Origin of the sequence: Shewanella sp. M16, assembly GCF_018224605.1 — a bacterium.
Taxonomy (GTDB): Bacteria; Pseudomonadota; Gammaproteobacteria; order Enterobacterales; family Shewanellaceae; genus Shewanella; species Shewanella oncorhynchi.
In genome coordinates, this window is record NZ_JAGTUL010000013.1 from 23,438 (window position 1) to 48,203 (window position 24,766).

Genomic DNA, 24,766 nt, shown 5'->3' on the forward strand with positions numbered 1-24,766 from the left:
CGATGCGTTAAATCTAAAAACTGACTTTGAGCCCAAGGTTAGCCTGAGCCTGCCACATCACATCCGACGTAATGTGCCATAGGCATTCATCTTCATTGCAAAACAGCGAAGTGTCACTGTTGATAAAAGTCGCATAACCCCGAATATCCGCAAACAAGCCAAAGTGTGGCGTTACTTGATACTCTACCCCGCCACCAATCCCCATGGAGAAACGCGTTTCGCTCGACCAACCGCTGGGCAGCATGCGAGTGATCCCCGCGCTGGCAGTGACATAGGGCTGGATATCGCCACGGGGGAAATATAAAGTGCCACCCAAATGGATATAATCTAAATCTAACGAGGTAAGAAAGTCTGGCGTAAACAAGCCGCCACTTTTCAGTTCAGAGGCTTGATGACTATATAAAAGATAAATATTACCGGGATCATTCGTACCAATACCCACCATCAAACCGTAATGGCTCGACTCCTCGACCTTCACATCGGCCTTATCACCAGTTTGATCTGTGTTGACCTCATATTGATTCACATCAAATTGACCGCCCCCAAAACTATAACCACCAAAAGGAGCGATAAACACCTCGGCCCGCGTAGACATAGCCACAGGTAACAAACTCGCCAACAGCAACAAACGGTAAGTGTTTTTCATAATGAATTCCTTATCTTTTACAAAAACCAATTTAATCAAGGCTAACGCATACCGCGCTCAGACTTGACTCTGTCATAGGCTGCTTGAATATCCTGAGCCTTACGATTAGCTAGCTCCATCATTTCCGGTGGCAACCCTTTCGCCACTAACTTATCGGGATGATGTTCATTCATCAATTTACGGTAAGCCCGCTTAACTTCTTGGTCGCTAGCTTCGTTCGTAATGCCAAGTAAACTGTAGGCATCAGTAATTGATGTTTTATTGCCACTCGATGTTTGATGGAAACGAAACTCCGCCTGCCAGCGTTTAAGTAATTCATCTAACTGCGCTCGACCATAACCTAACTCTTGAGCAATCGTCATCAAGATAGCGTGCTCAGCGGGATCCAATTCACCATCAGACAGTGCCGTTTGGATCTGGATTTCGATGAACATCTGCACTAACTCTTTGCGTCCCATCGTAATAACACGGAAAGCTTGTAAGCTGCTGCGCAGATCAAAATCCGCCGATTTACCCTCACGAAATGCCTGTTGCGCCTCTTTACGGGCTTCCCCCGTTAAACGCATTTGATCCATTAATAAGGTCGCAATGCGAATATCGGTTTCGGTAACATGTCCTGATGCTTTCGCCACATGCCCCATTACTGCAAATGTGGTATTAAAGAAAATGGCTTGGCGATTCTTAGCCTGCCCTAGAATCTGTCGAAAACCCACGCCCGATGCTGCACGCTTATCGTAAAGATGACCGAGCCACAAACCTAGCAGCGCACCAAAAATACGGCCGAACATAAAGCCAATGACAAATCCAAAAAACTTACCCCAAAGCCGCATCTTATTTCCTGATTTCTATTATGTATTTGATGCACTAGCTTAATCCTATGGATATGCCAGCACCGAAATTTACTTGTTACTTTGTAACCTTAGTTCAAGCGCTTGCAATCGTGCAATGGTACCGACATCACACCAAAATCCATTAAACAAGGCACCACTAACTCTGTCTTGAGCCATTTGCGATCGGAGCAACGGACCCAGTGCAAAGGCGCCCTGCGGCGTGTCATGAAATAGCGCAGGGTGATAAATACCCATGCCCGAAAACGTGTACTTAACATCGCCACGCTCCTGCACTTGATGACCATTCAAAGCAAAATCGCCATTTGGATGCTGCTCAGGATTAGGCACTAACCATAAGTGAGCGAGCCTATCCGCTGCCAGTTGCGTGATTGGCGGTAAAGCATCAATAAACACATCACCATTAATCACTAAAAAAGGTTCGTCGCTTCCGTCCTCACACAATAAAGACAAAGCGCGTTTAATACCGCCGCCGGTTTCTAACGCACTCTCTTCAGCGCTATACTGAATGCGCACCCCAAAAGTGCTGCCATCGCCCAGAGCTTCGACTAACTTATGCCCTAGCCAAGCATGGTTGATGACGATATCGACTATGCCTATCGCGGCAAGTTTTTCAATATGATAAACAATCAGTGGCTTACCTAACACTGGCACCATAGGTTTAGGCAAACTGTCCGTTAACGGCCGTAACCTTTCCCCTCGTCCAGCGGCCAAGATCATGGCTTTCATTGCTTAACCTCAGATGAAGACTGACTCACAGTAAACGCAGGTAACACACGACGAGTTAACCAGTGTGCAAATGGCACGAGTTCGGGATACTGCAGCGAGATGTCGACAATATACGTTAATGTCAGTGGAATATCCGCCATATACGCAGGTTTACTATCGCGATAGTTTAACCGTGCAAAAATCCCTACCGCCTTAATGTGACGCTGTAAGCCCATGAGATCAAACCAAGTTTGATATTGCTCAAAAGGAGTCTGTGCGGGAATAAAACCAAGCGCTAATGCTTGCTGATAATGATACCGCATCAAGTCTGCAACTAACGGCTGTGGCCAACGAATATAACAATCGCGTAGTAGTGATACCGCATCGTAAGTCACAGGACCAACGACAGCATCCTGAAAATCAATCACGCACAGCTTGTCCGCTTGCAGCATAAGATTACGGCTATGGAAATCCCTATGCATTCCCACACTAGGTTGAGATAACGCATTGCCGACGAGGCGATCAAAAGTATCATTCAGCAATTGCAACTCTGCCGCGTCCAAAGACAAATTAAGATGTGTTCCTAACAGCCACTCAGTAAAAATGTGTAATTCACGGCGCACAAAGGCTTCATCGTAGTTAGGTAATGCCTGAACTAAACCGCTATCAAGATTCTTGCACTCAATCACAGCAGCCACTTGCGGTAATAAATCAAGCGCCTGACGGTAAAAGCGTTCCACATTTTGTACCGTCAATACAGATAAGAGTTGGGTATCGCCCAAATCACTCATCAACATAAAACCCAAATCAGCATCGGCGTGGATTACTTTTGGAACTGTCAGTCCCACGGCTGAATAAGCATTCGACAGGGCAATAAAGGGGGCGATAGGCACTAACTGAGGCGGTGAATCGGCGGCGATAAAGGTAGCATCAGGCATCGAAATCCGAAAGTAACGCCTAAAACTTGCGTCTCCGGAAATCAACACAGGCATCACCTCACAGGAAAAATAAGCATTCAGCCACTGATTAAGGGAAAGAAATCTCGGATCGGATAAAGTCATTTCATGGCTCTTAAAGAAAAATTGCTTTATTATAGCTGGCATAGAATTTGGAAACAGCTAAGAAATTGAGAGATTTATTAAGCGATGTTGCGTTTGTCAATTGCAACTTTCCCCATCCATACTTGTCCAGAATAAGAAATCATAATTACTGACCTAAAGATGCAGATCCGATACCTTCTGGCCCTGAGCCTGTTACCGCAATTAGTCCTGGCAGACGACTCTCTAACCGCTTCGGCATCCCAATGCTTAATCGAACCGCCAGTACCCCGTATCGTATCTCAAACCCAAGGGATGAGTGCGGCTGAACTCAACAAAATTCGTATTGCGTCTGATAACACCAATGCCGAAATGGGGAAGCAGGCGATTTTCCGTGGCGATGTGGTTTTTAGCCAAGGCGATAGGCACATAGCAGCCGATGAGGCGATTTTAGATCAAGCTACTGAACAGTTTGATGCCAATGGTAATTTAGTCTTTCAAGACAGTAACTTCACCGTTACAGCCGAATCCTTACAAGCTCAAATGCGGACAAACCGTGCCACCCTTAAAGGCGCACAATATTGGATCCATGGCCAACAAGTTCACGGTGATGCCGAAAAACTGCAAATTACTATCAATAACAATTTAATTTTAACGAATACCAACTTCACTACTTGCCCTCCTGACAATGTGTCTTGGCTACTCGAGGCCGAAAAGATCAAGATCAACAGTGAAGAAGAATGGGGCGAAATTTGGAATGCCAAACTAAGAATTGGCGGTGTACCTGTATTCTATATTCCCTACATGACAGTTCCCGTTTCAGAAAAACGTAAATCTGGCTTTCTCTACCCTAGTTTTAGCACTAGCACTACTGATGGTGTCGAAATTTCTGCACCCTATTATTGGAATATTGCCCCAGAGTACGATTTAACATTTACACCTAGCTATATGTCAAACCGTGGTTTATTCACTAAAACAGAGTTTGGTTATCTGGCGGGTGAGGCCCAAAATGGCCGAGTCAATTTAGAATATCTAGGCAATGACAAATTGATCGATGGTAGCCCGAATCGCTACTTATATAACTGGCAGCATCAAGGGGCGATCGACAAAAATTGGCGCGTATTAGCGAATTTTACCGATGTATCAGATAACAATTATTTCAATGACTTAAAGTCAGATGTTAACCGTGCAACCGATAACCAGTTATCACGCATAGGTGAAATCAGCTACTTCGAAAGTAACTGGGATCTAAGCACCCGAGTACAAGATATTAAAGTACTGGGTGAGGATGAAAAACCATATCAAGTCATGCCTCAGGTTAACTTTAACTATCGTGCCGCTGATTTTTGGAACAATTTAGATTTTGGTTTCAATTCAGAGCTAACGAATTTTGCCCATCAGGACAACAATGTTAATACGGCGACTCGTTTGCACATGTCACCGAGCATAACTCTGCCAATACATGGACCTTCAGGCTCGCTCACCAGCCAAGTTAAGCTGATGCAGACCAATTATTGGCAGCAAAATAACAATCCAAGTGAAGAACTAGACGACACAGTGAATCGCACCATCCCGCAGGTACGGATTAATGGTCAAATCAACTTCGAACGTTTTACTGAGCTTTTCGATCAAAACTACCGCCAAACGCTCGAGCCACAATTTCAATATCTTTATGTCGGCTACGAAGATCAACGCAACATAGGCATTTATGATACGGCTCAATTACAGGACGACTACTTTGGTCTATTCCGTGATCGTCGCTTCTCGGGTCTGGATCGGATTTCCGATGCAAATCAAGTCACTCTAGGTGTTACTACACGCCTGTTTGATAGTCACAACCAAGAAGCCACTAAATTCAGCCTAGGACAAATTTTTTACCTGCAAGACAGTAAAGTCGGTTACGAAGACAGTATTTTTGAGTCTAATCAATCAACTTCAGTACTTGCTGCAGAGTTAGATACCCGCTTGTCCCATGATTGGTATATGGGGGCTGCGATTCAGTACGATACCAACACCAGTGACAATAAAAAATCTGAAGTCACCTTAGATTTCAGACCTGAAGCGAATAAATTGCTGCAATTTAGCTATCGCTATGTCCCAGATTTATTGAACTCAAATACCAATGATACAGTGAACATCTCCCAAGCGGGCGTTCGTGGCGCTTGGCCAATCAGTGACGACCTCTACTTTGTTGGTAATTGGTATTATGACCTTAACGAAAGTCGCAGTATTGAAACTTACACAGGTATCCAGTACGAATCATGCTGTTACGCAGTAAGACTTAGTTATCATTACCGTATTAAAACCAACTATGACGACAATATAGGTTCTGCCACAATTGATCCTCGTGAGCAGTTTGATAGTGGTGTCTACCTGAACTTAATCATTAAGGGACTCGGTGGTTCTGGCCCATTAGGCGTATCCGATATGCTCAATGACGGCCTGTTTAACTACAGAAAACCGCTTTATCTGAGGAATTAGCAAAGAATTGTGATAGATTGCTGAACCTCAACAAGGACTCAGAGTCCAAACAGATTAATGAGTGCTTTACCGTTCACCTTTTGCTAAAGCGAATAAAAACGGATCTTAAGGTCTAACCTTGCACTCAAATGCGTCGCCAAAAAATTACATTAGGGCAACTCACTGTAATTTCGATATAAATGGTAAAGTTATTTCAATTAAGCCGTCGAACCTGACCTTAGAACGTGCCAAGGATTTTGTGGATGAAACCCAGTAAACATCTGATTTTTGCTTTATTTGCACTCGCGATCAGCCAACCTACATTGGCCGCACCCCAGCCGCTCGACCGCGTTGCAGTCCAAATTAACGACGGCATAGTGCTCGAAAGTGAAATCACTAACATGATTGACACTGTTAAAGCGAATGCCAAAGCAGCAAACCAATCGTTACCTTCTGACAGTGCCCTGCGCACTCAGGTGATTGAGCGTTTAATCTTAACTCGCCTACAATTGCAAATGGCCAGTCGTATAGGGCTGAATATTGGTGACTTACAACTAGACCAAGCGATTGAAAACATCGCGCGCGAACAAAAAATGTCTGTCGCGCAGATGCAACAAAAAATTGAAAGCGAAGGGTTAAGTTTCAGCCAATACCGCGAACAATTGCGCGAAGAAATCACTCTAGGTGAAATTCAACGTATTCAAGTACAACGCCGTATTCAAGTATCACCACAGGAAATTACTAGCCTAGTCAAACTCATCCAAGAACAAGGGATGAAAGATGTGGAATACCAAATTGGCCATATCCTGATTGACGTGCCTAATAACCCCACCAGTGAGCAACTCGAAGCATCAAGCAAACGCGCCAATATCGTATTAGAACGTTTGAAGAGTGGTGAGGATTTCCGTCGTACCGCTATCGCTTCTTCTTCAGGTCCTAAAGCACTCGAAGGTGGTATTTGGGATTATATGAACATCAACGAAATGCCAACTCTGTTCGCCGAAGTGATCAACGGTGCAAAAATGGGTGACATTATCGGCCCGATTAAGAGTGGTGCAGGTTTCCATATTATTAAGATCATGGATGCTCGCGGCCTACAAACCAAAGAAATCGAAGAAGTTAGAGCGCGCCACATTTTGCTCAAGCCATCGCCGATTCTGTCAGAAGACCGCGCTAAAGCCATGCTTGAGCAATTCCTGAAGCAAATCCGCTCAGGTGAAGCTAAGTTTGAAGACCTAGCGCGTCAGTACTCAGAAGACCCTGGTTCGGCCACAAAAGGTGGTGAATTAGGTTGGGCAGAACCAAGCATTTACGTACCTGAGTTTGCTCAAACGCTCAATAGTTTGAAAAACGACCAAATTAGTGAGCCATTCCGTACGACTCACGGTTGGCATATCACTCAGTTAGAAGAACGCAGAAAAACCGACGCCACGGATCAGTTCAATAGCAACCGTGCGCACCAGTTGATCTTCCGTCGCAAATTTAACGAAGAACTGCAAAACTGGCTAGACGAAATGCGTTCAGACGCATACATTGAAATCTTCCAGCCAGAGACCAATCGAGGTTAATTCTAATTGAGCACTAAACGTATTGCCGTTACCCCAGGCGAACCCGCAGGTATTGGCCCCGATTTAGTCGTACAACTCGCTCAGCAGGCTTGGCCTGTTGAGTTAGTCGTTTGTGCGGATCCAGAATTACTTGCGAGCCGTGCGAAACGACTCGGTTTGCAAGTGACTTTCCGCCCTTACCAGCCAAATCAAGCTCCTAAACCGCAAGAAGCGGGCACATTAACCATAGCGCCCTTTAAGTTAGTGAGCGAATCGATTTGCGGTCAGCTCGATGAGCAAAACAGCACTTATGTAGTTGAAACCTTGCGTTATGCGGGCGAAAAAAACATGAGCGGCGAGTTTGATGCTGTCGTGACAGGCCCAGTGCATAAAGGCATTATCAATCAAGCAGGTATTTCCTTTAGTGGCCATACAGAGTTTTTTGCCCATCAAGCAAATTGCCCCGATGTAGTGATGATGCTGGCAACACCAGGTTTGCAAGTGGCACTCGTGACCACCCATATTCCTCTGGCCTATGTTGCAAAAGCTATAACGCGTCAACGCTTACAGCATATTATCAAGATTCTACATGCCGATCTCATCAGCAAATTTGGCATAGTTTCACCGAAAATTTATGTCTGTGGTCTCAATCCACACGCAGGTGAAGACGGCCATTTAGGGCGTGAAGAAATCGACGTGATTATTCCTGCACTCAACGAGTTGCGAGAAGAGTTCCAGATGAATATTGTCGGCCCATTACCGGCCGATACTCTGTTCCAACCTAAATATTTACAGGACGCCGATGTCGTCTTGGCCATGTACCATGACCAAGGACTTCCCGTTCTCAAGTCACAAGGATTTGGCAAATCGGTAAACATCACCTTAGGTTTACCTTATATTCGTACCTCGGTTGACCACGGTACGGCGCTCGATCTCGCGGGTACAGGCAAGGCCGATATTGGCAGTTTTGTCTGTGCTCTGAATAAAGCCATTGAGTTATCCTCAAAGAACTAAACGATTACATTATTAATGAGCAACAAAGTACATTTAGGCCACACGGCCAGAAAGCGTTTCGGACAAAACTTCCTTACCGACGGCAATGTGATTGACCGCATTGTGGGTGCAATTGCACCCGATAATCACCATGTGATGGTCGAAATCGGCCCTGGCCTTGGTGCCTTAACTGAACCTGTAGCCGATGCTGTGGATAATCTGACTGTCGTCGAACTCGACCGCGATCTGGTTGAACGCTTACATCAACACCCAGTCCTTAAAGATAAACTGACCATCCACCAAGGTGATGCACTGCAGTTTGATTTTGGCCAACTGAGTGTGCCAGGCAAAAAGATGAAAGTGTTCGGTAACTTACCTTACAACATTTCAACGCCGCTGATGTTCCACCTGTTCGAATTTGCCGAACAGATTGAAACGATGCACTTTATGCTACAAAAAGAAGTGGTACTGCGCTTATCGGCAAGCCCAGGCTGTAAAGCCTATGGCCGTTTAACGGTCATGGCACAATACTTCTGCCAAGTGGTTCCGGTTCTCGAAGTGCCGCCCCACAGCTTTACCCCTGCCCCTAAAGTGGACTCAGCAGTCGTACGCTTATTGCCATACGCCGTAAAGCCGTTCCCTTGTAAAGATGTGACCGTACTACGCCACCTTTGTACTACCGCATTCAACATGCGTCGTAAGACTCTGCGTAATAACTTAAAGCACATGTTATCTGACGATGAGTTCGAGCAGTTAGGGATTGACTCAAGTCAACGCCCAGAACAGATTAGCGTGCAGCAGTATGTTGCTATGGCTAACATGGTTTGCGATAAGAAAGCATAAATATGTCAGGGCACTTAGGTGCCCTTAGACCAGAGCCTAGGAACAAGAATGAGCGCATTGGACACCTCCATTCGGGTCGAAGTCAAAACTGAGTATATAGAGCAGCAGTCCTCGCCCGAGGATAAAAAGTACCTCTTCAGTTACACCATCACTATCATTAATTTAGGTGAGCAAGCGGCTAAACTTGAAACTCGTCACTGGATAATCACTGATGCCAATGGCAACACCAGTGAAGTCCAAGGTGCTGGTGTTGTCGGTGAAACACCAACCATAGCGCCGAATACTGCCTATCAATACACCAGTGGTACTGTGCTCGATACGCCACTTGGCATAATGCACGGCACTTATGGTATGGTCAGCGAATCGGGTGAGCGTTTCCAGGCGACAATCCGTCCCTTCCGTTTAGCGACCCCAGGCTTACTACATTAATATCGTTAGGAAAGGGGTACTGTGGCGCATTATTTTGTTGGTGATATTCAAGGCTGTTTCGCTGAGTTACAAAAATTACTCGCTAAGGTCGATTTTAATCCTTCCCGCGATGAACTCTGGGCTGTAGGTGATCTTGTTGCACGTGGACCTGACTCCTTAGCTACGCTACGTTTTTTTCGCTCCTTAGGTGATTCCGCTAAAACGGTTTTAGGTAACCACGATCTCCATCTAATGGCATTACACGGTAAGCTCAAGCGCGCTAAACCCAGCGATAATCTCACTGAAATTCTAGAATCCCCCGATATCTCAGCCTCAATTGACTGGCTGAGACAACAACCTCTTATGCGTGAATTACCTGAACACCAACTCATTATGAGTCATGCGGGTGTACCACCTCAGTGGTCGCTGGAGGTATTAAGAGAAGAATCCGCACTCGTCAGTCGCGCCCTCAAGCACGATGATTATCTTGAGACATTAATAAGCCAAATGTATTCAGATACCGCCGAGCAATGGGATCCAAGTGCAATTGGCATAGAACGCTTACGTTATTGCATCAATGCATTAACACGCATGCGCTATCTTTATGTCGATGGCCGACTTGATTTTGATTGCAAACAACCTCCTGAAAACTGTACTAATCCACAACTCAAACCTTGGTTTGAGTTTGCTTCGCCGCTGCGCCAAAGTTATACCTTAGTATTTGGCCATTGGGCTGCGTTGATGGGCAAGGTCGACGATACTAAATTAAAGGCTTTAGATACAGGCTGTTGCTGGGGTGAGCACTTAACCTTATGGCATCTTGAAAAAGACCAAAAAATTACGCAAAAAAAGTTAAAAAAGAGTTAAACTAAAACAGCTTAAAGTCGATAACAGACTGAGCCGCCTAACCCTGAATATCACCCTGTTTTCATTTGGAAAAATATAATAAAAATCGGAGTATCCTATGAAATTTAATGTAGCCACCAGAGTGATTGGCGGATTTGGTATTGTCACACTTTTACTCGTGTTGCTAGGATTTACATCTTATTTAACCAACAATAGCCTAAAAGCCAGCTCTGCTATGATGCAAGAATTAAGCTTGCCCGCGCTGAAATCGACAAACCACCTTAGTGAAGCATTGAGTGAGCAACAAAGACAAATCCTCATTGCCTATAACACCCCTAGATCAGCAAATATCCCGAATATTCGTAAAGTGTTTGAAGACCACGGGACTCAGTTCAAAAACGAAATTGCCACCCTGACTCAGTTAGTCAAGAGCCAGCAGAATCTATCTTCTTTAATTGCCCAATTAAGCGGCAGCTTTGCCACCTTTGAGCGAGATAGTATTGCCATGATCGCCGAACGTGAGGCCTCATTGAGCAAGCAAGAACAGCTCGTTGAACTAAAGAAAAAGCTCGAAAATGCCGCCGATGATGCCTCATCAGAACTGCTCGATATTGTTGATTTAGAAAGCAGTCAAAATCCCGATGAGCAGAGTCTTGCTGCATCAGCCAGCGCTATTGATACTAGTCTCGGAAATATCATCACCACTATTGCAGATTTAGTAACAAATGACGAAGACAGTAAGCACGAACTGATCTCAAAGGAACTTGACTACATTATCAGCGAAACCAAGAACAAACTTGAATATGTGAATCGTCACGGTCAAGGTATCGTCGAAGCGGATACCTTAAGCTCGGTCACTAAAGATATCGAAAAAGTATTAGCGCTCGTCACCGGTCCGCAATCTATGTTGCTGCTAAAATCGAGTCAGCTCTCCCACTCCAAAGAAGCTGTGATAAAACTTGGCATTATCGAAAATGATGTAAAAGTCATCAATTCCAACATGAATGATGTCAGCGATAACATCGAACTTGTTGCCGCGAACATGAGCAATGACACTATAGCCAAGATTGACTCTGCCAGCATACAAACCATGATTGTCGTGTTAATAGCAATCGTTGTCGCTGTGATTGTGAGTTTTGCTGTGGTGAATCCGTTAAAACGCTCACTCAGCCAAGTGAACAATGCCCTGAACGTCTTAGCCTCAGGTAACCTTACCCATAAACTAGATGACTCTGGACACGATGAATTTGCCGAACTAGCAAAAAACTGTAATCGTCTCGTCGATAGCTTACGCAGTTTAATCATAGGTATTTTAGATAGGTCAAATCAACTTGCCGCGGCAGCCGAACAAACATCAGCAATCACAGCGCAAACCACCTCAGGCATACAAGAACAAAAAAGCCAAGTTGACCAAGTGGCTACTGCGACAACTGAACTTAGCTCTAGTGCTCAGCAGGTGTCTTTAAGTGCCAATCAAGCCCTTGAGCAAATCAAACAGGCTGATCAAGAAACTCAGCACATGCGTGCCATTGCACAAGAGAACAAACTGACTATTTTGGCTTTAGCCGATGAAGTGGCCAAAGCGGGCGTTGTGATCAATAAAGTGCAGTCGGACAGCGCCTCTATTGGCTCAATTTTGGATGTGATCCGTGGTATTGCAGAACAGACTAACCTACTCGCCCTTAACGCCGCTATTGAAGCCGCCCGTGCGGGTGAACAAGGTCGTGGTTTTGCGGTAGTTGCCGATGAAGTGCGTAGTTTAGCCTCACGCACTCAAGTGTCGACCCGAGAGATCCAACAGATGATCGAAGTGTTGCAGCAAGGTGCAGAGCAAGCCGTTGCCGCCATGGATATGGGGCGTGCTCAAGCCAACGCCTGTGTTGAAAAAACGGAGCAAGCCAACATTGCCCTCGAGACCATTAGCCAATCTGTGCATAAGGCCTATGATTCTGGCACCCATATCGCCCATGCTGCGCAGGAACAGAATTTAGTAAGCCAGCAAGTTTCTGAAAAACTAGAGCATATTGCAGCAATTTCAGAAGAAACCGCTATCGGTGCAGATCAAACGGCTCAGTCTAGCCATCAAGTCGCCAAATTAGCCGAAGAACTCCAAGCTTCGGTCGGTGAATTTAGAGTCTAATGTTTATCACCACTAAAACCTAGGGTCGCTTAGCGGCCCTTTCTTTTGAGACGAATTCACTTGCCTATCTTACTGACGACTCGAACTGTCCGGCCTTTGCACAAATTAAGGCCATAAAAAATGCCAAACTTAAGTTTGGCATTTTTATCTAGCTTAATGCTAGATACTTGATATTAGACGTTTAATATAACGTAGCCGCAAATAGGGCTAAAGTGCCGCTAAGTTCAAATCCGCATTACTCTTCTTCACCGCCAGCTGCAGCGCCAAGACGCTCTTTCACTGCAGCGGTAATTGGGCTAGCACCATGGCCGTTTGCTTCAGCCCAAGCTTGGATAGTCATCCCATCAGCTTCAGCGACACTCAATTCAGTCGCCGACAAACGCTTAGCCACAAACTCACCGGTATCGTTCGCACTCGCACCGTAAGCGGTGCGCAATAGACTTGCACCATCGCAACTGATACCACTGTAAATCTGACGTAACTTAACGCGGCTTTCTTTTAACTTTTTACGTAAGCGGTTTTTGTCGTTAGCTTTTACATAATCACAAAGACTCGCTACGAGTGGATCTTCCCCCGCAACAGCAGAGGTTGGTACAGCAATAGAACTAAATCCAATCAACGCAGCCAAGGCCACAGGCATAAGACGCATCCGATACTCCTTAATACTTTCTTATAGTTTTATTATCAATTCTGTATGGGCTGCATCTATTGTCTAAATGATATTGACCTCTTGGCTTTAGCTCTCGTTCGAAATCTAGGATAACGAAATAGGCTATCTCTTTCCGTGAAAACTAAATGTCCGATATGATGCAATACGTTAGATAAACTGACGCCCCATACACACAGGGTATACAACAGAAGCTGCAATTTAACATTTTTTTACCAAATTGATAAAGCGATATTCCAAACCAGCCGCATTTATACTCGACAAAGATTCAGTTTCCTTCCAAGTCCCATCGGCCCAGTGGGGGAAAAATGTATCGCCTTTCACCTCAAGATTGATTTGCGTCAAATATAAGATATCGGCGCAGGGCAATAACTCGGCATAAAGCTGGCCACCACCTATAACCACTAACTCTTCACACTCACCAGCAGCTTGTTTGGCTGCATCAAATGAGGTCACACAGGTCACGCCCTCAATCACAAGATCCGTTTGGCGTGAAATCACTATGTTATGTCGACCAGGAAGGGGCCTACCGATTGACTCAAAGGTCTTACGTCCCATCACAACAGGCTTGCCTAGGGTCATCGCTTTAAAGTGACGCAGATCTTCTGGAAGATGCCATGGCATTTTATTATCTTTTCCGATGACTCGATTGTTTGCCATCGCGGCTATCATAGCAATGCGCATGCTCACTCCTGTTTTATAGAAATAGAATTATTGAATGACGGGGCGGGTCCTGAAATACAGCAAACTCGGCATGGCCAAACCCACAGCTAACGCCCCTAGAATAAAGACAGTTTTGAGGCCATTACTAATCACTTGCCCCGTCAGTTCAGGACTGACTTGAGATTGAGCGGTCAATTGCACTAAGGCAATCACAGTATTAAATGCATAAGTGCCTGGGATCATAGGAATAATCGCAGCGACAGCATACATTAAAGGTGGCGCTAAGTGGCGCTTACCAAACCCTATGGTAATAATCCCTACTAATGCCGCGGCGGCGAAGGTTGCCCACTCGATTGGCAGACCAAACTGTAACATTAAAGTACGGGAACTATGGCCAATGGCTCCCGCTAAAGCGCAGTAAGGAAGAAATCGTTTAGGAACATTAAATACCATAGCAAATCCTACGGCGGGGATGGCAGAGAAAAAAGCATCGTGCAGCAGCGTTATCAGTAATTCCATCATAGGAAAATTCCGCCGATCTGCATCGCAATCGTAATGCCAATCACAGAAGAAACGGTCAGCAAAGTAGCATGACCCCAGCGGGATATACCGACATTCATGTGCCCTTTTACCATGTCGGAAATCGCATTAATCATCGGAAAACCCGGCACTAACATCAGCACACTCGCGGCCATAGCAGCCTTAGGAGTTTCACTTAACTCAAACAAATAACCCGTTTGAGCCAGCATGCTGGTGACGAAAGCTGTGATGGCAAAATTGACTAATAAATTAAAATGCCGCTTAGCAATTGCTAAACGTACCGACATACCCACTGCCGCGGCAAAAAAAGTAATCACGCATGCAGTGAGATCGCCATTAAATAAATGACAGAAGCTAGCACACGACAGGCCAATCATGAATACCACTAAGCTAGGAGGATAGGTTTTAGGTTCAATCCGCGCCAAGCGTTTACGCACTTCATTTGGGCCATACAGCCCTTTTTCAGCGAGTAAACAGATACGTTGTAATTCACAGACGACTGTCATGTTAATGCCATGCTCACGAATACGACGAGTAGTTGTGATACAGCGACCATGAACCAAACTGGTTAACACGAGGGAATTTGAGGAAATAGAGAGTTCTACGCTAGCAAGACCTAAAGCCTGGCCTAGACGCTGGCTGATTTCTTCAACTAAATCAGATTCCGCGCCGTAGGCCAGTAGCAATTGTGCAGCACGCACAACTTGCCGAGTAATATCATTTTGAGTATCAGCGTACACAGAACTCTCAAAACTCAAAGATTACTATTATCTTTGGTAAATAACTTCTACGTCGTAGTCGTCATCATCAAAGTCGTCGTCATCATCTTCATCAACATAATCTTCATTCAATGAATCAAGGTTTGCTTGATGATAATTATCCCACTTGAACTCAACTTCACTATCTGGGTCGACTTCATTGTCTTCAGGTGGAAGACTCGCAATATAATCGAGGAGTTTTAATGCCAACTCACTGGTACCGTCGCGGTTATAGGCGGAGATAGTATAAACATCGCCTTCCCAACCCATTTCTTTAACGATACGATCAACCTTCTCTTGCAGCTCTTCTTCAAGCAGCAGATCGGTTTTGTTAAAGACTAACCAACGCGGCTTACTCGCCAACTTTGGAGAATATTTCTCAAGCTCACCTACGATAGCGCGCGCAGACTCAACCGGATCGGTTCCGTCAATCGGCTCAATATCTATGATGTGCAGCAGAATACGACAACGCTCAAGATGCTTTAAGAAGCGAATACCTAAACCCGCACCATCGGCAGCACCTTCGATGAGACCAGGAATGTCCGCAATCACAAAACTTTGCCCAGGACGTGGATTAACCACACCTAAGTTAGGCACCAGTGTTGTAAACGGATAATCAGCCACTTTCGGCGTTGCACGGGAAACCGCACGAATGAATGTCGACTTACCCGCGTTAGGCATGCCAAGCAAACCAACGTCAGCCAGCAGTAACAACTCTAATTTAAGGCTACGAACTTCACCAGGTGTCCCTAACGTCTTTTGACGTGGAGCACGGTTAGTACTGCTCTTAAAACGAGTGTTACCTAAACCATGGAAACCACCTTTGGCAACCAATAGCTTTTGACCGTGGGTTGTTAAATCCCCAAGGACTTCTTCAGTATCATGATCGACCGCGCGAGTACCAACAGGAACTTTTAAGATCAGATCTTTACCGCTATGACCAGTACAATCACGGCCACGACCATTTTCGCCACGTTCAGCCATGTGAAAACGTTCAAAACGGAACTCGATCAAAGTGTTGAAGTTTTCGTCAGCCTGCAGAAAAACACTGCCACCGTCGCCACCATCACCACCATCAGGACCACCATCAGGTACATACTTTTCGCGCCTAAAGCTAACACAACCGCTACCGCCGTCGCCTGCTTCGACCCTAATTACTGCCTCATCGACAAACTTCATACTTACTCCTGGCACCACTGAATGAAGCAATTATACCGTCTAACTTCATTGGTCGCCAAAAAACTCGAGATACTTTGCTCCCAATCTTACCTGTCAATGCTCATTCTTGGTAATCATTTACCAACTCAAGCATCTACACGGCGTAAATAGAAGCACAAAAAACAGAAAGCCCCACCAATGGCGGGGCTTTAACAGTATAAGCTAGGTTCGAAAGTTAAGCTTCGATGCTAATAAACTTACGGTTATTAGCGCCTTTAACTTCGAATTTAACTTTACCGTCAGTCAGAGCAAACAGAGTATGGTCACGACCAATACCTACGTTTACACCAGCGTGGAATTTAGTACCACGTTGACGAACAATAATGTTACCAGCTAGAACTGATTCACCGCCAAAGCGCTTAACACCTAGACGTTTACTTTCTGAATCGCGGCCGTTACGAGTAGAACCGCCAGCTTTTTTATGTGCCATGAGTTAGACTCCTATTATGCGTTGATAGCAGTAATTTTAACTTCAGTGAACCACTGACGGTGGCCCATTTTCTTGTCGTGGTGCTTACGACGACGGAACTTAACGATAGTAACTTTATCGCCACGACCGTGACTTACAACTTCAGCAACGACTTTTCCGCCAGCTACTAAAGGAGCACCAACATGCACTGTTTCGCCATCAGCGATCAAAAGAACTTGATCGAACTCGATAGTTTCGCCAGTTGCAACTTCTAACTTTTCTAAACGTACTGTGTGGCCTTCAGCTACACGGTGTTGTTTACCACCACTTTGAAAAACAGCGTACATAGCTATTTTACTCCAATTCCTAACACGCGGGCTCATTCTTGGATGAGGCAGGGTGCTACAAAAACTTTATTGACAATGGGCGCGGAGTTTACGCGAAGAATCTAACTCTGGCAAGCCCTAATTAGGAAAGAATAAAAAAAGACCGGATTAACTCTCACATTAGTTGAGCTAGTGCTGTCATATGTCAGAATTTTAGGTAAAATTCATTTCATTATAACACGTGAGCCTAAACAGGGGCCGGGTACGTAATGACCCCACAACCAGAGTCTATTATGGATTTAAACGCTATTCGTCAACTGGCTGACACTGATATGCAAGCAGTCAATCAGCTGATATATAAACAGCTTGAATCAGATGTCGCCCTAATTAATCAATTAGGTTTTTACATTATTAATGGTGGTGGTAAACGTCTTCGTCCTCTGCTGTCGGTTTTAGCCGCACGTGCGGTGAGCTACGAAGGCGAAGCACATCTTAAGCTAGCGGCGATTATTGAGTTTATCCATACAGCCTCATTGCTCCACGATGATGTCGTTGATGAATCGACGTTACGCCGCGGACGAGAAACCGCCAATGCACTGTTTGGCAATAGTGCCAGTGTGCTAGTCGGGGATTTCCTTTATACCCGCTCATTCCAGATGATGACTGAACTTGACAACATGAAAGTGCTCAGAGTGTTAGCTGATACGACTAACGTGTTGGCCGAGGGTGAAGTCTTACAGCTGATGAATTGTAATGACCCAGACACCACTGAAGAAAGCTATATGCGGGTCATTTATTGCAAAACAGCCAAGTTATTTGAAGCCGCTACGCTACTCGCGGGCGTGCTAGCAGGTGCAACGCCTGAGCAAGAAACCGCCTTAGGCAACTATGGTAAGTATCTCGGCACCGCCTTTCAGCTTACCGACGACTTACTCGACTATACCGCCGACAGTGACGAGCTAGGTAAGAATATCGGTGATGACCTTGCCGAAGGTAAACCGACGCTGCCACTCATCTATGCCATTGCCCATGGCACAGACGAAGAGAAACAGCTCATACGTCAAGCAATTGAGCAAGGTGATGGTACTCAGGCCATAGATAAAATCGTAGCAGCACTGCACCATTGCGGCGCGTTAAACTACACCCAACAAAAAGCAATTGAAGAATCAGAGAAAGCGATCGCGGCGTTATCTGCTTTACCCGATAGCGACTATAAGCAAGCCTTAGTAACGCTAGCTAAGATTTCGGTCGACAGAAACCACTGACTTGCTAACTAATGTAGTTTCGCCCCAATAAAAAAGGTCTTACTCAGTAAGACCTTTTTTATTGCTTTAACCACAATCCTAAAATCAAACCTGCCAAAGGATCGGCGTTTCGCCCCGCTCAAGCAATAATTGATTCACTTGAGAGAAATGCCCACAACCAAAGAAACCGCGATAAGCCGATAAAGGTGAAGGATGCGGTCCTGTGAGCACTTGATGTTGCGGTGCGTTAACGACTTGACCCTTTTTAATGGCATGACTGCCCCAAAGCACGAAAATAATCGGCTGAGTCTGCCGATTTAATAATTCCAGCACCGCAGTCGTAAAGACTTCCCACCCGGCTTTGGCATGGGAATGCGCCTTGCCTTGCTCAACGGTCAGCACCGTATTGAGCATCAATATCCCCTGCTCCGCCCATGCGGATAAATCGCCATGGGATGGCACAACAAAACCTTCAATATCCGTCGCTAATTCTTTGTACATATTGGCTAAAGATGGCGGTGGTTTTATCCCGCGTTTAACCGAAAAACATAAACCATGGGCTTGATCTGGGCCGTGATAGGGATCCTGGCCAATCAAAACCACTCTGACTTGTTCAAGGGGCGTCATACTAAAAGCATTGAAAACATCAACTTCGGGTGGATAAACCACTTTCCCAGCCCTGCGTTCATTGTCAACAAATGCGCTTAGTTGCTGAAAATAAGGCAAAGCTCTTTGCTCATCGATAAATGTTTGCCATGTCGCCTGAGTCACTATTTTACTTCCTCAATTCTATAATCGGGTTAGCTTAAAAGTCCTGTAGTGGTATGGCAAGTTTGCAGACCTTACCTGCCGCTAGGTAATACCACTAAACCTGCTAGGTCTCACGTTAAGACTTTCAATTTAAAACATTCGAAATTAAGTGATATAGTGCGCCCATTCTCGCACACTCTGATACGTAATGATGATCCAACATTCTGATAAATCAATTCAAAGACATCAAACGGGTTTCACCTTAATTGAACTTGTGGTGGTCATCATAGTGCTCGGTATTTTAGCCGTAGTGGCCCTGCCAAAATTTATCAATGTGCAACAAGATGCGCAAATTGCAACAGTTAAAGCGGCAGGCGGAGGCTTTAAATCAGCCATCAATCTGGCACGTTCCGTATGGGCTGTAAAAGTAGGCTCAGGTCCAAAAGAGGATTTACCCGTATTTGGTACGGCACAATCCGAACAAATAGATTTCAACGCCTTCGGTTGGCCAGCACAACACTATATCCATGGCAATGAGGCCTCTCCGGCACTCGATAATGTCGAAGACTGTATATCGGTATGGGAAGTATTATTTCAAAATGCCCAGCCGAGTGTCTCGCGCTTGGATATTGATGCGACTGAAACCGACTATAAAGCCAGTTATACCGATCCTGGCCAGTGCACTTATTTGTATCGAACAAACGATAAACTGTCGATTAATTATGACTCCCACTCAGGAGTCGTCATTACCGACACAGATCCCAATAGTTAATGCCTGACGATTCCTTCTTACACCAATTAAGTTAGAATCGAACTTTAATCTGTTACTTTTTTAGAGTGAACGCCATGACCGACACGAGCAGCACCACCATTTACGAACTTGCCGATCAGTTTATTGCCTTAGCCAATCAGCTAAGCCAACAAGAAGCAGATGTAGGTAAAGTTGGCACAGCACTCCGTTTTGCCGCAGCACGTTTTAATGCCTTCGAAGCCGCGATTAAATCAGCGGATCTCGGTGCAGAAAAAGAGAGCGCATTAGAATGGTTTAGCAGTGAATTCAAAGAAATGCTGAGTGACAACTTAGACGACCACATTGCCAATCCACCCATTATCCAAGAAAGTGTGGCAGAAGAAGCTGATAATTCTGTGCAAATGTTTAAAGGCTAATCACGCCTTGATTTAAATGCATAGCCATAAACAAACACGCCATCGATTGATGGCGTGTTTGTTATTTAAAACCAATGATTTTAGATAGATCGCTAAAGCGTGTACACCACACGGATCGCCAGCAATATCAATACTACGCCGGACAACTTATCAATTAACCCCGCCTTTTCTCTCAACTTAGGCAACACACTCGAGTGGGATAGCAATAAGGCTATCAAAGTGTACCAAAGACCATCGACTACTAACGGTGTAAAAACAATTAATGCTTTAGCCGTCATGCTATCAGCGACCATCACAAATTGGCTGAATAACGCAAGAAAAAATAGCATTATCTTAGGGTTGAATAAAGAAATAGCGATACCATCACGGGCTGCAGTTAAGGTATCTGTCGCCTCCCCTGCAGCCAATTTAGCTTGCATACCGCCATTGGAACGCAGCGCTTGAACTCCCATCCAAGCAAGGTATAAGGCACCGAGAATCGCAATGCCATTAAAGATTAAGGGTGCCTTTTTAAGCACTACGGCTAAGCCTAGTAACGTCACCAGCGCATAGATCCCAATCCCTATCGAGTGTGCCCAAGCACAGACGATACCCTTCCCCCGCCCACCACCTAAAGTATGACGTACTACCATAGTCAAACTTGGGCCCGGCGACATAGCCCCCAAACAACAAATAGCCAATAAACCTAACCAAGTACTCCAACTCATTGATGACACCTTTCGCCGAATAAAAAAGCCCACTGCTGGGCCTTAAACTTGCTTGCTATTCTAACATCGCGTCATCAAGGCGTTAACGCTAATAAATCCATTTTCAATAAATGAACAGTCATTTAAGAGAACCCCAAATGCGATAATCCCATAAATTCACACTGATTTAAGCCGTTAACCGCTAAGATTAGCGCTAACCTAAGTCTTTATAGCCAAACCTTAATACCTAAGCCTTCATCGCTATTATCACAAAGGCGATTCTCAATCAGGAAATTTTATGAACACTATAACGCTGATCAGTATTTTTATTCTTTGCCTATTAATAGGTGCGATCTTATTACTGCTTTGGCAAAGACAAAAAGGTAAAACCATACCGCTGACGGTGATTTTTGTGCTGGGATTTTTCGCCTTAGGGCTCAGTGCTATTATTGGATTTGTGCACAAAAGCGAGGATTACCAAGCCTATCAAAAACTACAATGGCACACCTTAGCCCCAGAGAAAATCGCGCCTCTGGTTGCCCAAGGCTATACCGTCTTTGTCGATATTACCTCTGATTGGTGCACCATCTGCCAAACGAATAAAGCGGAAGTCACCCACAGGGAGCAAATTGTAAATGCCTTGATGGCCGACAATATCATTCTGATGCAAGGAAACTGGAGTGAGGCGAATAAAACGATTGAAACCTATATGCGCCACGAAGGAGTGCCCGGCACGCCCTACAATAAAATTTATGGTCCAAGCGCCCCCAATGGAATTCTCTTACCGCCAAAACTCAGTATGAGTGATGTGTTAAATGGTTTAGTTGCCGCGCAAACGAATCGTAGCTAAGTACTAAACCATATTTAAGACGAGTCAAATACGAATAAAAAAAGGCTGCATTGCAGCCTTTTTGCTTACTTCACTTCTATTTATAAAAGCCAAATTTCTTGAAAGGTGGGTTAGAAATTGCTTCTATAAATTGGCTTACTCATTAAAAACGGTAATTCACTCGACCATAGTAGAAACCGCCGTTGTAATCGAATGGCCCACTTTCATAGTAAACGCCACCGAGTTCACCCAAGGTCCCTTCTTTCAGCTTTTGCGCTTCTTGATCAAATAGATTATTAGCCCCCACCGCCAGTGTTAAGCCATCAAGTAATTGATAGCTCATTTCAAGATCGACGGTCACTGCAGCATCAGCCATTTCTGAACCCCAATCAGAGGTATCATCAGCGTGAGTCGCATAGTACTCACCAAAATAGTTACCACGCAGTGACAGGGTTAACTTGTCCCAAGACTGTGCCCAAGTTAAGGTGGCACGATGTGCAGGGATACCATCTTCTAGACGGCGAACCTTGCCTTCATCAGTGGTTTCGGGATCGTACTTATCAACGCTGGTATCGGTCCAACCATAGGCAAGACTGAACTTAGCATTACCTGATAGGATTTCCGCATCATAGGAAGCGACGATATCGATACCTTGAGTAGTAGTATCAAAGTCATTGGTGTAATAGCTCACACCTTGGATTAACTCAGGGAACTCAACCCCAGCGGCACGTAAGGCATCATAATCTTTAGCCTCAACATCAATCTTACTCGACTGTGCAATACGGCCCTCTACGCCAATGTTGTAGTAATCGACCGTTAAGAAGAAGCTTTCGTACTCATATACAGCCCCAATCGCATAACTAATCGACTCTTCTGGCTTTAACACTTCACCACCGTAAAATGCCGCAAGCGGATCGGTTGGGGGGGCAATAAAGGTCTGGATCAATTCACCATCGATGATCGATGTCTGGGTATTCACCACGTTTTCTTGGCCAACCGTTGGAGCACGAAAGCCGGTGCTGTGTGAGGCGCGGAACGACAATTCATCCGTTGCAGAATACTGCAACGTCAATTTGTAATTTAACGTATCACCAAAGGTTGAAAAGTCTTCGTAGCGCAGTGCTAAACCGAGTAACCAGTCATCACTTAAATAAGCTTCTAAATCAGTATAAATACCTATGTTATGACGTGAGTTTTTACCCGCAGACTCTGGGCCAAAGCCTTTAAAACCATGCGCACCAATGTTGAAACCTTGACTAGCATAAGGGCCAGCAATCCACGAGGCTTCATCACCTTGAGAAATCTCAAACGACTCATTTCGCCATTCAAAACCAGAAGCAAAACTAATGTCTTCAATGCCTCCTAAGGTTATGAAGCGCGAGAAATCGAGGTTAACGGTAGTTTCAACTTGCTCATAAGCTCCCGTATCGAAATCCGTCGGGGTATCTAATCCCAGTGATGGATTCAACGAATTTTTAAGACCAAAACTGGCTTTGTTCGCCCCCGTACCAGCACTGAAATCATAATTCCATTCACCGATATCGCCTTTTACACCTGCGAAGAAGGACATATCTTCAATGGTGCCGGTGAACTGTGGCGTATAGCCACCTGGAAATATCTGGTTCATAGCAAAGCAATTTGGGTCGGCAACCATCGCCTTGTATGCATCAGTGTCGAGTACGTTGCCGTCACTTCCATCAGCATTTTTAGGGATCGGTACGAGTCCACATGTTGATGGATCACCATTTACAGCGCCCACAAGTAAATTCTGACCACCATCATTGGAATACACATTGCTACGATTTTGCGGGTAACGATAATAGAAACCTCCCACGGCATCGCGGGAAGACAGATTACCAAAGGCATAGGCATGCATATTGGCATTAATGTCTAAGCCTGAGTTGATGAACACTGAATAGTCATCATTAATCTCAGGATTACCCCACACTTGAGCGGGGTCATTGATCGCGGTATTACCCTGCTCGGCTAAGTTAGCCGCATCAGGACGCTGCACACTACGACTAGTGGAGTCAGCATTTTTATACTGGAAGCTCAAATTGACGAAGCCATTTTCAGTCACAGGTAAACCGACATCACCTTCGACCGTAGTTGTAGCACCATCACCCTCGTAATATTCTCCTTGGGTCACAGTGATGGAACCACCCTCGGAATTATCTTTTAAAACAAAGTTCATGACTCCGGCAATCGCATCCGACCCATACTGCGCCGCAGCGCCGTCGCGTAACACTTCAACTTGCTTTAATGCAGAACCAGGAATAACTGAGATATCAGGACCTTGAGCGCCATCGTTAATACCACCACCTTGAAACGCAATCACAGATGCACGGTGACGACGCTTACCGTTGACTAGCACTAGCGTACTGTCTGATGGCAAACCCCGTAAATTAACGGGACGAACTAAGGTTGCTGCATCACTAATGGGTTGAGCGCGTGAGTTAAACGATGGCACCGAAGTCACTAACATATCAATCATGTCAGTCGAACCATTCTTTTTAAGGTCGTCACTACTAATAATATCAATAGGAACGGGGGAATCGCCGATTGAGCGTGGCGCAGCACGGGACCCTACAACTGCAATTTTTTCAACGTTCTCATTTTTAACAGCCGTCTCATCTTCTTCTGCTATTGCCTGCGGACTGATTAAACTACCAGACAAGGCTAGAGTAATCGCCAAACTCACTGCACTTAATCCAAACTTCTGCTTCTTTGAGGTCATCATATTCATCCCAACTGCTTATTATTTTTAGAATACCTGACCTGCTTTGTGCGATTCTCGTCCCTAAACCTTGCTACCACGGCCAACACAAAATCACATTGCACAAACATTTTTATAACATAAATTAAACAATATCCAATGTTAAATCAGACTTTTGAATGAATATTAGTCATTTATCTTTTATATCAATTTCTTAGATGAAAATATTTTTTAGAGGATGGCATCAAGTAAAATGTATTCGAACGGCAAAAAGTGTGAGCAGAAAAATCACCAAAGAAAAAATGCTTAAAGGGCAT

General features: G+C 45.0%; 25 protein-coding genes. 11 read left to right on the forward strand and 14 right to left on the reverse strand.

All coding sequences use genetic code 11. The features are described 5' to 3' along the window. Positions 1-13 precede the first annotated feature (13 nt). From KFE26_RS10560 to KFE26_RS10575, 4 genes are all read right to left on the reverse strand, one after another. The gene (locus KFE26_RS10560) at positions 14-646 is read right to left on the reverse strand and encodes an outer membrane beta-barrel protein (protein WP_212600373.1); all 633 of its coding nucleotides are present in this window, start codon (positions 644-646) and stop codon (positions 14-16) included. 41 nt (positions 647-687) lie between these two features. Then, the gene (gene djlA, locus KFE26_RS10565; RefSeq protein ID WP_113939902.1) at positions 688-1,476 is read right to left on the reverse strand and encodes a co-chaperone DjlA; all 789 of its coding nucleotides are present in this window, start codon (positions 1,474-1,476) and stop codon (positions 688-690) included. A gap of 69 nt (positions 1,477-1,545) precedes the next feature. Further along, a complete protein-coding gene (gene murU, locus KFE26_RS10570; protein ID WP_212600374.1) occupies positions 1,546-2,223 on the reverse strand; it encodes an N-acetylmuramate alpha-1-phosphate uridylyltransferase MurU in 678 nt (225 codons plus the stop codon). Further along, positions 2,220-3,305 carry an aminoglycoside phosphotransferase family protein gene (locus tag KFE26_RS10575; protein WP_181800851.1) on the reverse strand — a complete coding sequence of 362 codons (1,086 nt, stop codon included), beginning with the start codon at positions 3,303-3,305 and terminating at the stop codon, positions 2,220-2,222. The genes murU and KFE26_RS10575 overlap by 4 nt, the downstream gene beginning before the upstream one ends. 117 nt (positions 3,306-3,422) lie before the next feature. Here KFE26_RS10575 and lptD point away from each other — a divergent pair, with 117 nt between their 5' ends. The 7 genes from lptD to KFE26_RS10610 all read left to right on the forward strand — a co-directional run bounded on the left by lptD (position 3,423) and on the right by KFE26_RS10610 (position 12,476). Then, positions 3,423-5,720, forward strand: a complete 2,298-nt coding sequence (gene lptD, locus KFE26_RS10580) for an LPS assembly protein LptD (protein ID WP_131523851.1) — start codon at positions 3,423-3,425, stop codon at positions 5,718-5,720. A 242-nt stretch (positions 5,721-5,962) separates the two neighbouring features. After that, positions 5,963-7,267, forward strand: a complete 1,305-nt coding sequence (surA, locus tag KFE26_RS10585; protein WP_105249993.1) for a peptidylprolyl isomerase SurA — start codon at positions 5,963-5,965, stop codon at positions 7,265-7,267. A 6-nt stretch (positions 7,268-7,273) separates the two neighbouring features. After that, complete coding sequence (gene pdxA / locus KFE26_RS10590) at positions 7,274-8,260, forward strand: 4-hydroxythreonine-4-phosphate dehydrogenase PdxA (protein ID WP_212600375.1); 987 nt, start codon at positions 7,274-7,276, stop codon at positions 8,258-8,260. Positions 8,261-8,275: 15 nt separating this feature from the next. Beyond that, complete coding sequence (gene rsmA, locus KFE26_RS10595; protein WP_212600376.1) at positions 8,276-9,082, forward strand: 16S rRNA (adenine(1518)-N(6)/adenine(1519)-N(6))-dimethyltransferase RsmA; 807 nt, start codon at positions 8,276-8,278, stop codon at positions 9,080-9,082. A gap of 48 nt (positions 9,083-9,130) precedes the next feature. Beyond that, positions 9,131-9,511, forward strand: coding sequence for a Co2+/Mg2+ efflux protein ApaG (apaG, locus tag KFE26_RS10600; RefSeq protein ID WP_212600377.1), 381 nt, complete (start codon positions 9,131-9,133; stop codon positions 9,509-9,511). A gap of 21 nt (positions 9,512-9,532) precedes the next feature. Beyond that, a complete protein-coding gene (locus tag KFE26_RS10605) occupies positions 9,533-10,357 on the forward strand; it encodes a symmetrical bis(5'-nucleosyl)-tetraphosphatase (protein WP_212600378.1) in 825 nt (274 codons plus the stop codon). 97 nt (positions 10,358-10,454) lie between these two features. Then, positions 10,455-12,476 (forward strand): methyl-accepting chemotaxis protein, encoded by a 2,022-nt coding sequence (locus tag KFE26_RS10610; protein WP_198572988.1) that lies wholly within the window; start codon positions 10,455-10,457, stop codon positions 12,474-12,476. A 235-nt stretch (positions 12,477-12,711) separates the two neighbouring features. Here KFE26_RS10610 and KFE26_RS10615 read toward each other — a convergent pair whose 3' ends face one another. From KFE26_RS10615 to rplU, 7 genes are all read right to left on the reverse strand, one after another. Beyond that, positions 12,712-13,125: a DUF3718 domain-containing protein gene (locus tag KFE26_RS10615; protein WP_105249997.1), complete on the reverse strand. Its 414-nt coding sequence runs from the start codon at positions 13,123-13,125 to the stop codon at positions 12,712-12,714. A 219-nt stretch (positions 13,126-13,344) separates the two neighbouring features. Then, on the reverse strand, positions 13,345-13,827 hold the full coding sequence (folA, locus tag KFE26_RS10620; protein ID WP_212600379.1) for a type 3 dihydrofolate reductase: 483 nt from the start codon (positions 13,825-13,827) through the stop codon (positions 13,345-13,347). 27 nt (positions 13,828-13,854) lie between these two features. Beyond that, positions 13,855-14,328, reverse strand: coding sequence for a threonine/serine exporter family protein (locus KFE26_RS10625; protein WP_113939894.1), 474 nt, complete (start codon positions 14,326-14,328; stop codon positions 13,855-13,857). Then, positions 14,325-15,086 (reverse strand): threonine/serine exporter family protein, encoded by a 762-nt coding sequence (locus KFE26_RS10630; RefSeq protein ID WP_113939893.1) that lies wholly within the window; start codon positions 15,084-15,086, stop codon positions 14,325-14,327. Before KFE26_RS10630 ends, KFE26_RS10625 begins: the two co-directional genes overlap by 4 nt. 27 nt (positions 15,087-15,113) lie before the next feature. After that, positions 15,114-16,283 (reverse strand): Obg family GTPase CgtA, encoded by a 1,170-nt coding sequence (cgtA, locus tag KFE26_RS10635; protein ID WP_105250000.1) that lies wholly within the window; start codon positions 16,281-16,283, stop codon positions 15,114-15,116. Positions 16,284-16,497: 214 nt separating this feature from the next. Continuing rightward, on the reverse strand, positions 16,498-16,752 hold the full coding sequence (gene rpmA / locus KFE26_RS10640; protein WP_006080527.1) for a 50S ribosomal protein L27: 255 nt from the start codon (positions 16,750-16,752) through the stop codon (positions 16,498-16,500). 14 nt (positions 16,753-16,766) lie between these two features. Then, a complete protein-coding gene (gene rplU, locus KFE26_RS10645) occupies positions 16,767-17,078 on the reverse strand; it encodes a 50S ribosomal protein L21 (protein WP_006080526.1) in 312 nt (103 codons plus the stop codon). 272 nt (positions 17,079-17,350) lie between these two features. On the opposite strand from rplU, the gene ispB reads away from it, so the two are divergent. After that, a complete protein-coding gene (gene ispB / locus KFE26_RS10650) occupies positions 17,351-18,322 on the forward strand; it encodes an octaprenyl diphosphate synthase (RefSeq protein WP_049821790.1) in 972 nt (323 codons plus the stop codon). A gap of 84 nt (positions 18,323-18,406) precedes the next feature. Here the strand turns inward: ispB and ung are convergent, their stop codons facing one another. Further along, the gene (gene ung / locus KFE26_RS10655) at positions 18,407-19,072 is read right to left on the reverse strand and encodes a uracil-DNA glycosylase (protein ID WP_168825006.1); all 666 of its coding nucleotides are present in this window, start codon (positions 19,070-19,072) and stop codon (positions 18,407-18,409) included. Positions 19,073-19,259: 187 nt separating this feature from the next. Here ung and KFE26_RS10660 point away from each other — a divergent pair, with 187 nt between their 5' ends. Further along, the gene (locus tag KFE26_RS10660; RefSeq protein WP_212600380.1) at positions 19,260-19,823 is read left to right on the forward strand and encodes a Tfp pilus assembly protein FimT/FimU; all 564 of its coding nucleotides are present in this window, start codon (positions 19,260-19,262) and stop codon (positions 19,821-19,823) included. 74 nt (positions 19,824-19,897) lie between these two features. Continuing rightward, positions 19,898-20,218, forward strand: a complete 321-nt coding sequence (locus KFE26_RS10665; protein ID WP_105250001.1) for a DUF3144 domain-containing protein — start codon at positions 19,898-19,900, stop codon at positions 20,216-20,218. Positions 20,219-20,310: 92 nt separating this feature from the next. Here the strand turns inward: KFE26_RS10665 and KFE26_RS10670 are convergent, their stop codons facing one another. Further along, positions 20,311-20,925: a LysE family translocator gene (locus KFE26_RS10670; RefSeq protein WP_212600381.1), complete on the reverse strand. Its 615-nt coding sequence runs from the start codon at positions 20,923-20,925 to the stop codon at positions 20,311-20,313. Between the two features lie 277 nt (positions 20,926-21,202). On the opposite strand from KFE26_RS10670, the gene KFE26_RS10675 reads away from it, so the two are divergent. Continuing rightward, on the forward strand, positions 21,203-21,754 hold the full coding sequence (locus tag KFE26_RS10675) for a thioredoxin family protein (RefSeq protein ID WP_212600382.1): 552 nt from the start codon (positions 21,203-21,205) through the stop codon (positions 21,752-21,754). Between the two features lie 142 nt (positions 21,755-21,896). Here the strand turns inward: KFE26_RS10675 and KFE26_RS10680 are convergent, their stop codons facing one another. Then, positions 21,897-24,473 carry a TonB-dependent siderophore receptor gene (locus tag KFE26_RS10680; protein ID WP_212600417.1) on the reverse strand — a complete coding sequence of 859 codons (2,577 nt, stop codon included), beginning with the start codon at positions 24,471-24,473 and terminating at the stop codon, positions 21,897-21,899. Positions 24,474-24,766: the final 293 nt, after the last annotated feature.

Bases quoted from the DNA above. Each gene is read 5' to 3' on its own strand.
- rpmA (WP_006080527.1), bottom strand. From the start codon at position 16,752: ATGGCACATAAAAAAGCTGGCGGTTCTACTCGTAACGGCCGCGATTCA.
- KFE26_RS10670 (WP_212600381.1), bottom strand. From the start codon at position 20,925: ATGAGTTGGAGTACTTGGTTAGGTTTATTGGCTATTTGTTGTTTGGGG.
- lptD (WP_131523851.1), top strand. From the start codon at position 3,423: ATGCAGATCCGATACCTTCTGGCCCTGAGCCTGTTACCGCAATTAGTC.
- KFE26_RS10615 (WP_105249997.1), bottom strand. From the start codon at position 13,125: ATGCGTCTTATGCCTGTGGCCTTGGCTGCGTTGATTGGATTTAGTTCT.
- KFE26_RS10680 (WP_212600417.1), bottom strand. From the start codon at position 24,473: ATGATGACCTCAAAGAAGCAGAAGTTTGGATTAAGTGCAGTGAGTTTG.
- KFE26_RS10675 (WP_212600382.1), top strand. From the start codon at position 21,203: ATGAACACTATAACGCTGATCAGTATTTTTATTCTTTGCCTATTAATA.
- apaG (WP_212600377.1), top strand. From the start codon at position 9,131: ATGAGCGCATTGGACACCTCCATTCGGGTCGAAGTCAAAACTGAGTAT.
- cgtA (WP_105250000.1), bottom strand. From the start codon at position 16,283: ATGAAGTTTGTCGATGAGGCAGTAATTAGGGTCGAAGCAGGCGACGGC.
- KFE26_RS10660 (WP_212600380.1), top strand. From the start codon at position 19,260: ATGATGATCCAACATTCTGATAAATCAATTCAAAGACATCAAACGGGT.
- ispB (WP_049821790.1), top strand. From the start codon at position 17,351: ATGGATTTAAACGCTATTCGTCAACTGGCTGACACTGATATGCAAGCA.
- murU (WP_212600374.1), bottom strand. From the start codon at position 2,223: ATGAAAGCCATGATCTTGGCCGCTGGACGAGGGGAAAGGTTACGGCCG.
- rplU (WP_006080526.1), bottom strand. From the start codon at position 17,078: ATGTACGCTGTTTTTCAAAGTGGTGGTAAACAACACCGTGTAGCTGAA.
- KFE26_RS10560 (WP_212600373.1), bottom strand. From the start codon at position 646: ATGAAAAACACTTACCGTTTGTTGCTGTTGGCGAGTTTGTTACCTGTG.
- KFE26_RS10665 (WP_105250001.1), top strand. From the start codon at position 19,898: ATGACCGACACGAGCAGCACCACCATTTACGAACTTGCCGATCAGTTT.
- rsmA (WP_212600376.1), top strand. From the start codon at position 8,276: ATGAGCAACAAAGTACATTTAGGCCACACGGCCAGAAAGCGTTTCGGA.
- KFE26_RS10575 (WP_181800851.1), bottom strand. From the start codon at position 3,305: ATGCCAGCTATAATAAAGCAATTTTTCTTTAAGAGCCATGAAATGACT.
- folA (WP_212600379.1), bottom strand. From the start codon at position 13,827: ATGCGCATTGCTATGATAGCCGCGATGGCAAACAATCGAGTCATCGGA.
- KFE26_RS10610 (WP_198572988.1), top strand. From the start codon at position 10,455: ATGAAATTTAATGTAGCCACCAGAGTGATTGGCGGATTTGGTATTGTC.
- KFE26_RS10625 (WP_113939894.1), bottom strand. From the start codon at position 14,328: ATGATGGAATTACTGATAACGCTGCTGCACGATGCTTTTTTCTCTGCC.
- djlA (WP_113939902.1), bottom strand. From the start codon at position 1,476: ATGCGGCTTTGGGGTAAGTTTTTTGGATTTGTCATTGGCTTTATGTTC.
- surA (WP_105249993.1), top strand. From the start codon at position 5,963: ATGAAACCCAGTAAACATCTGATTTTTGCTTTATTTGCACTCGCGATC.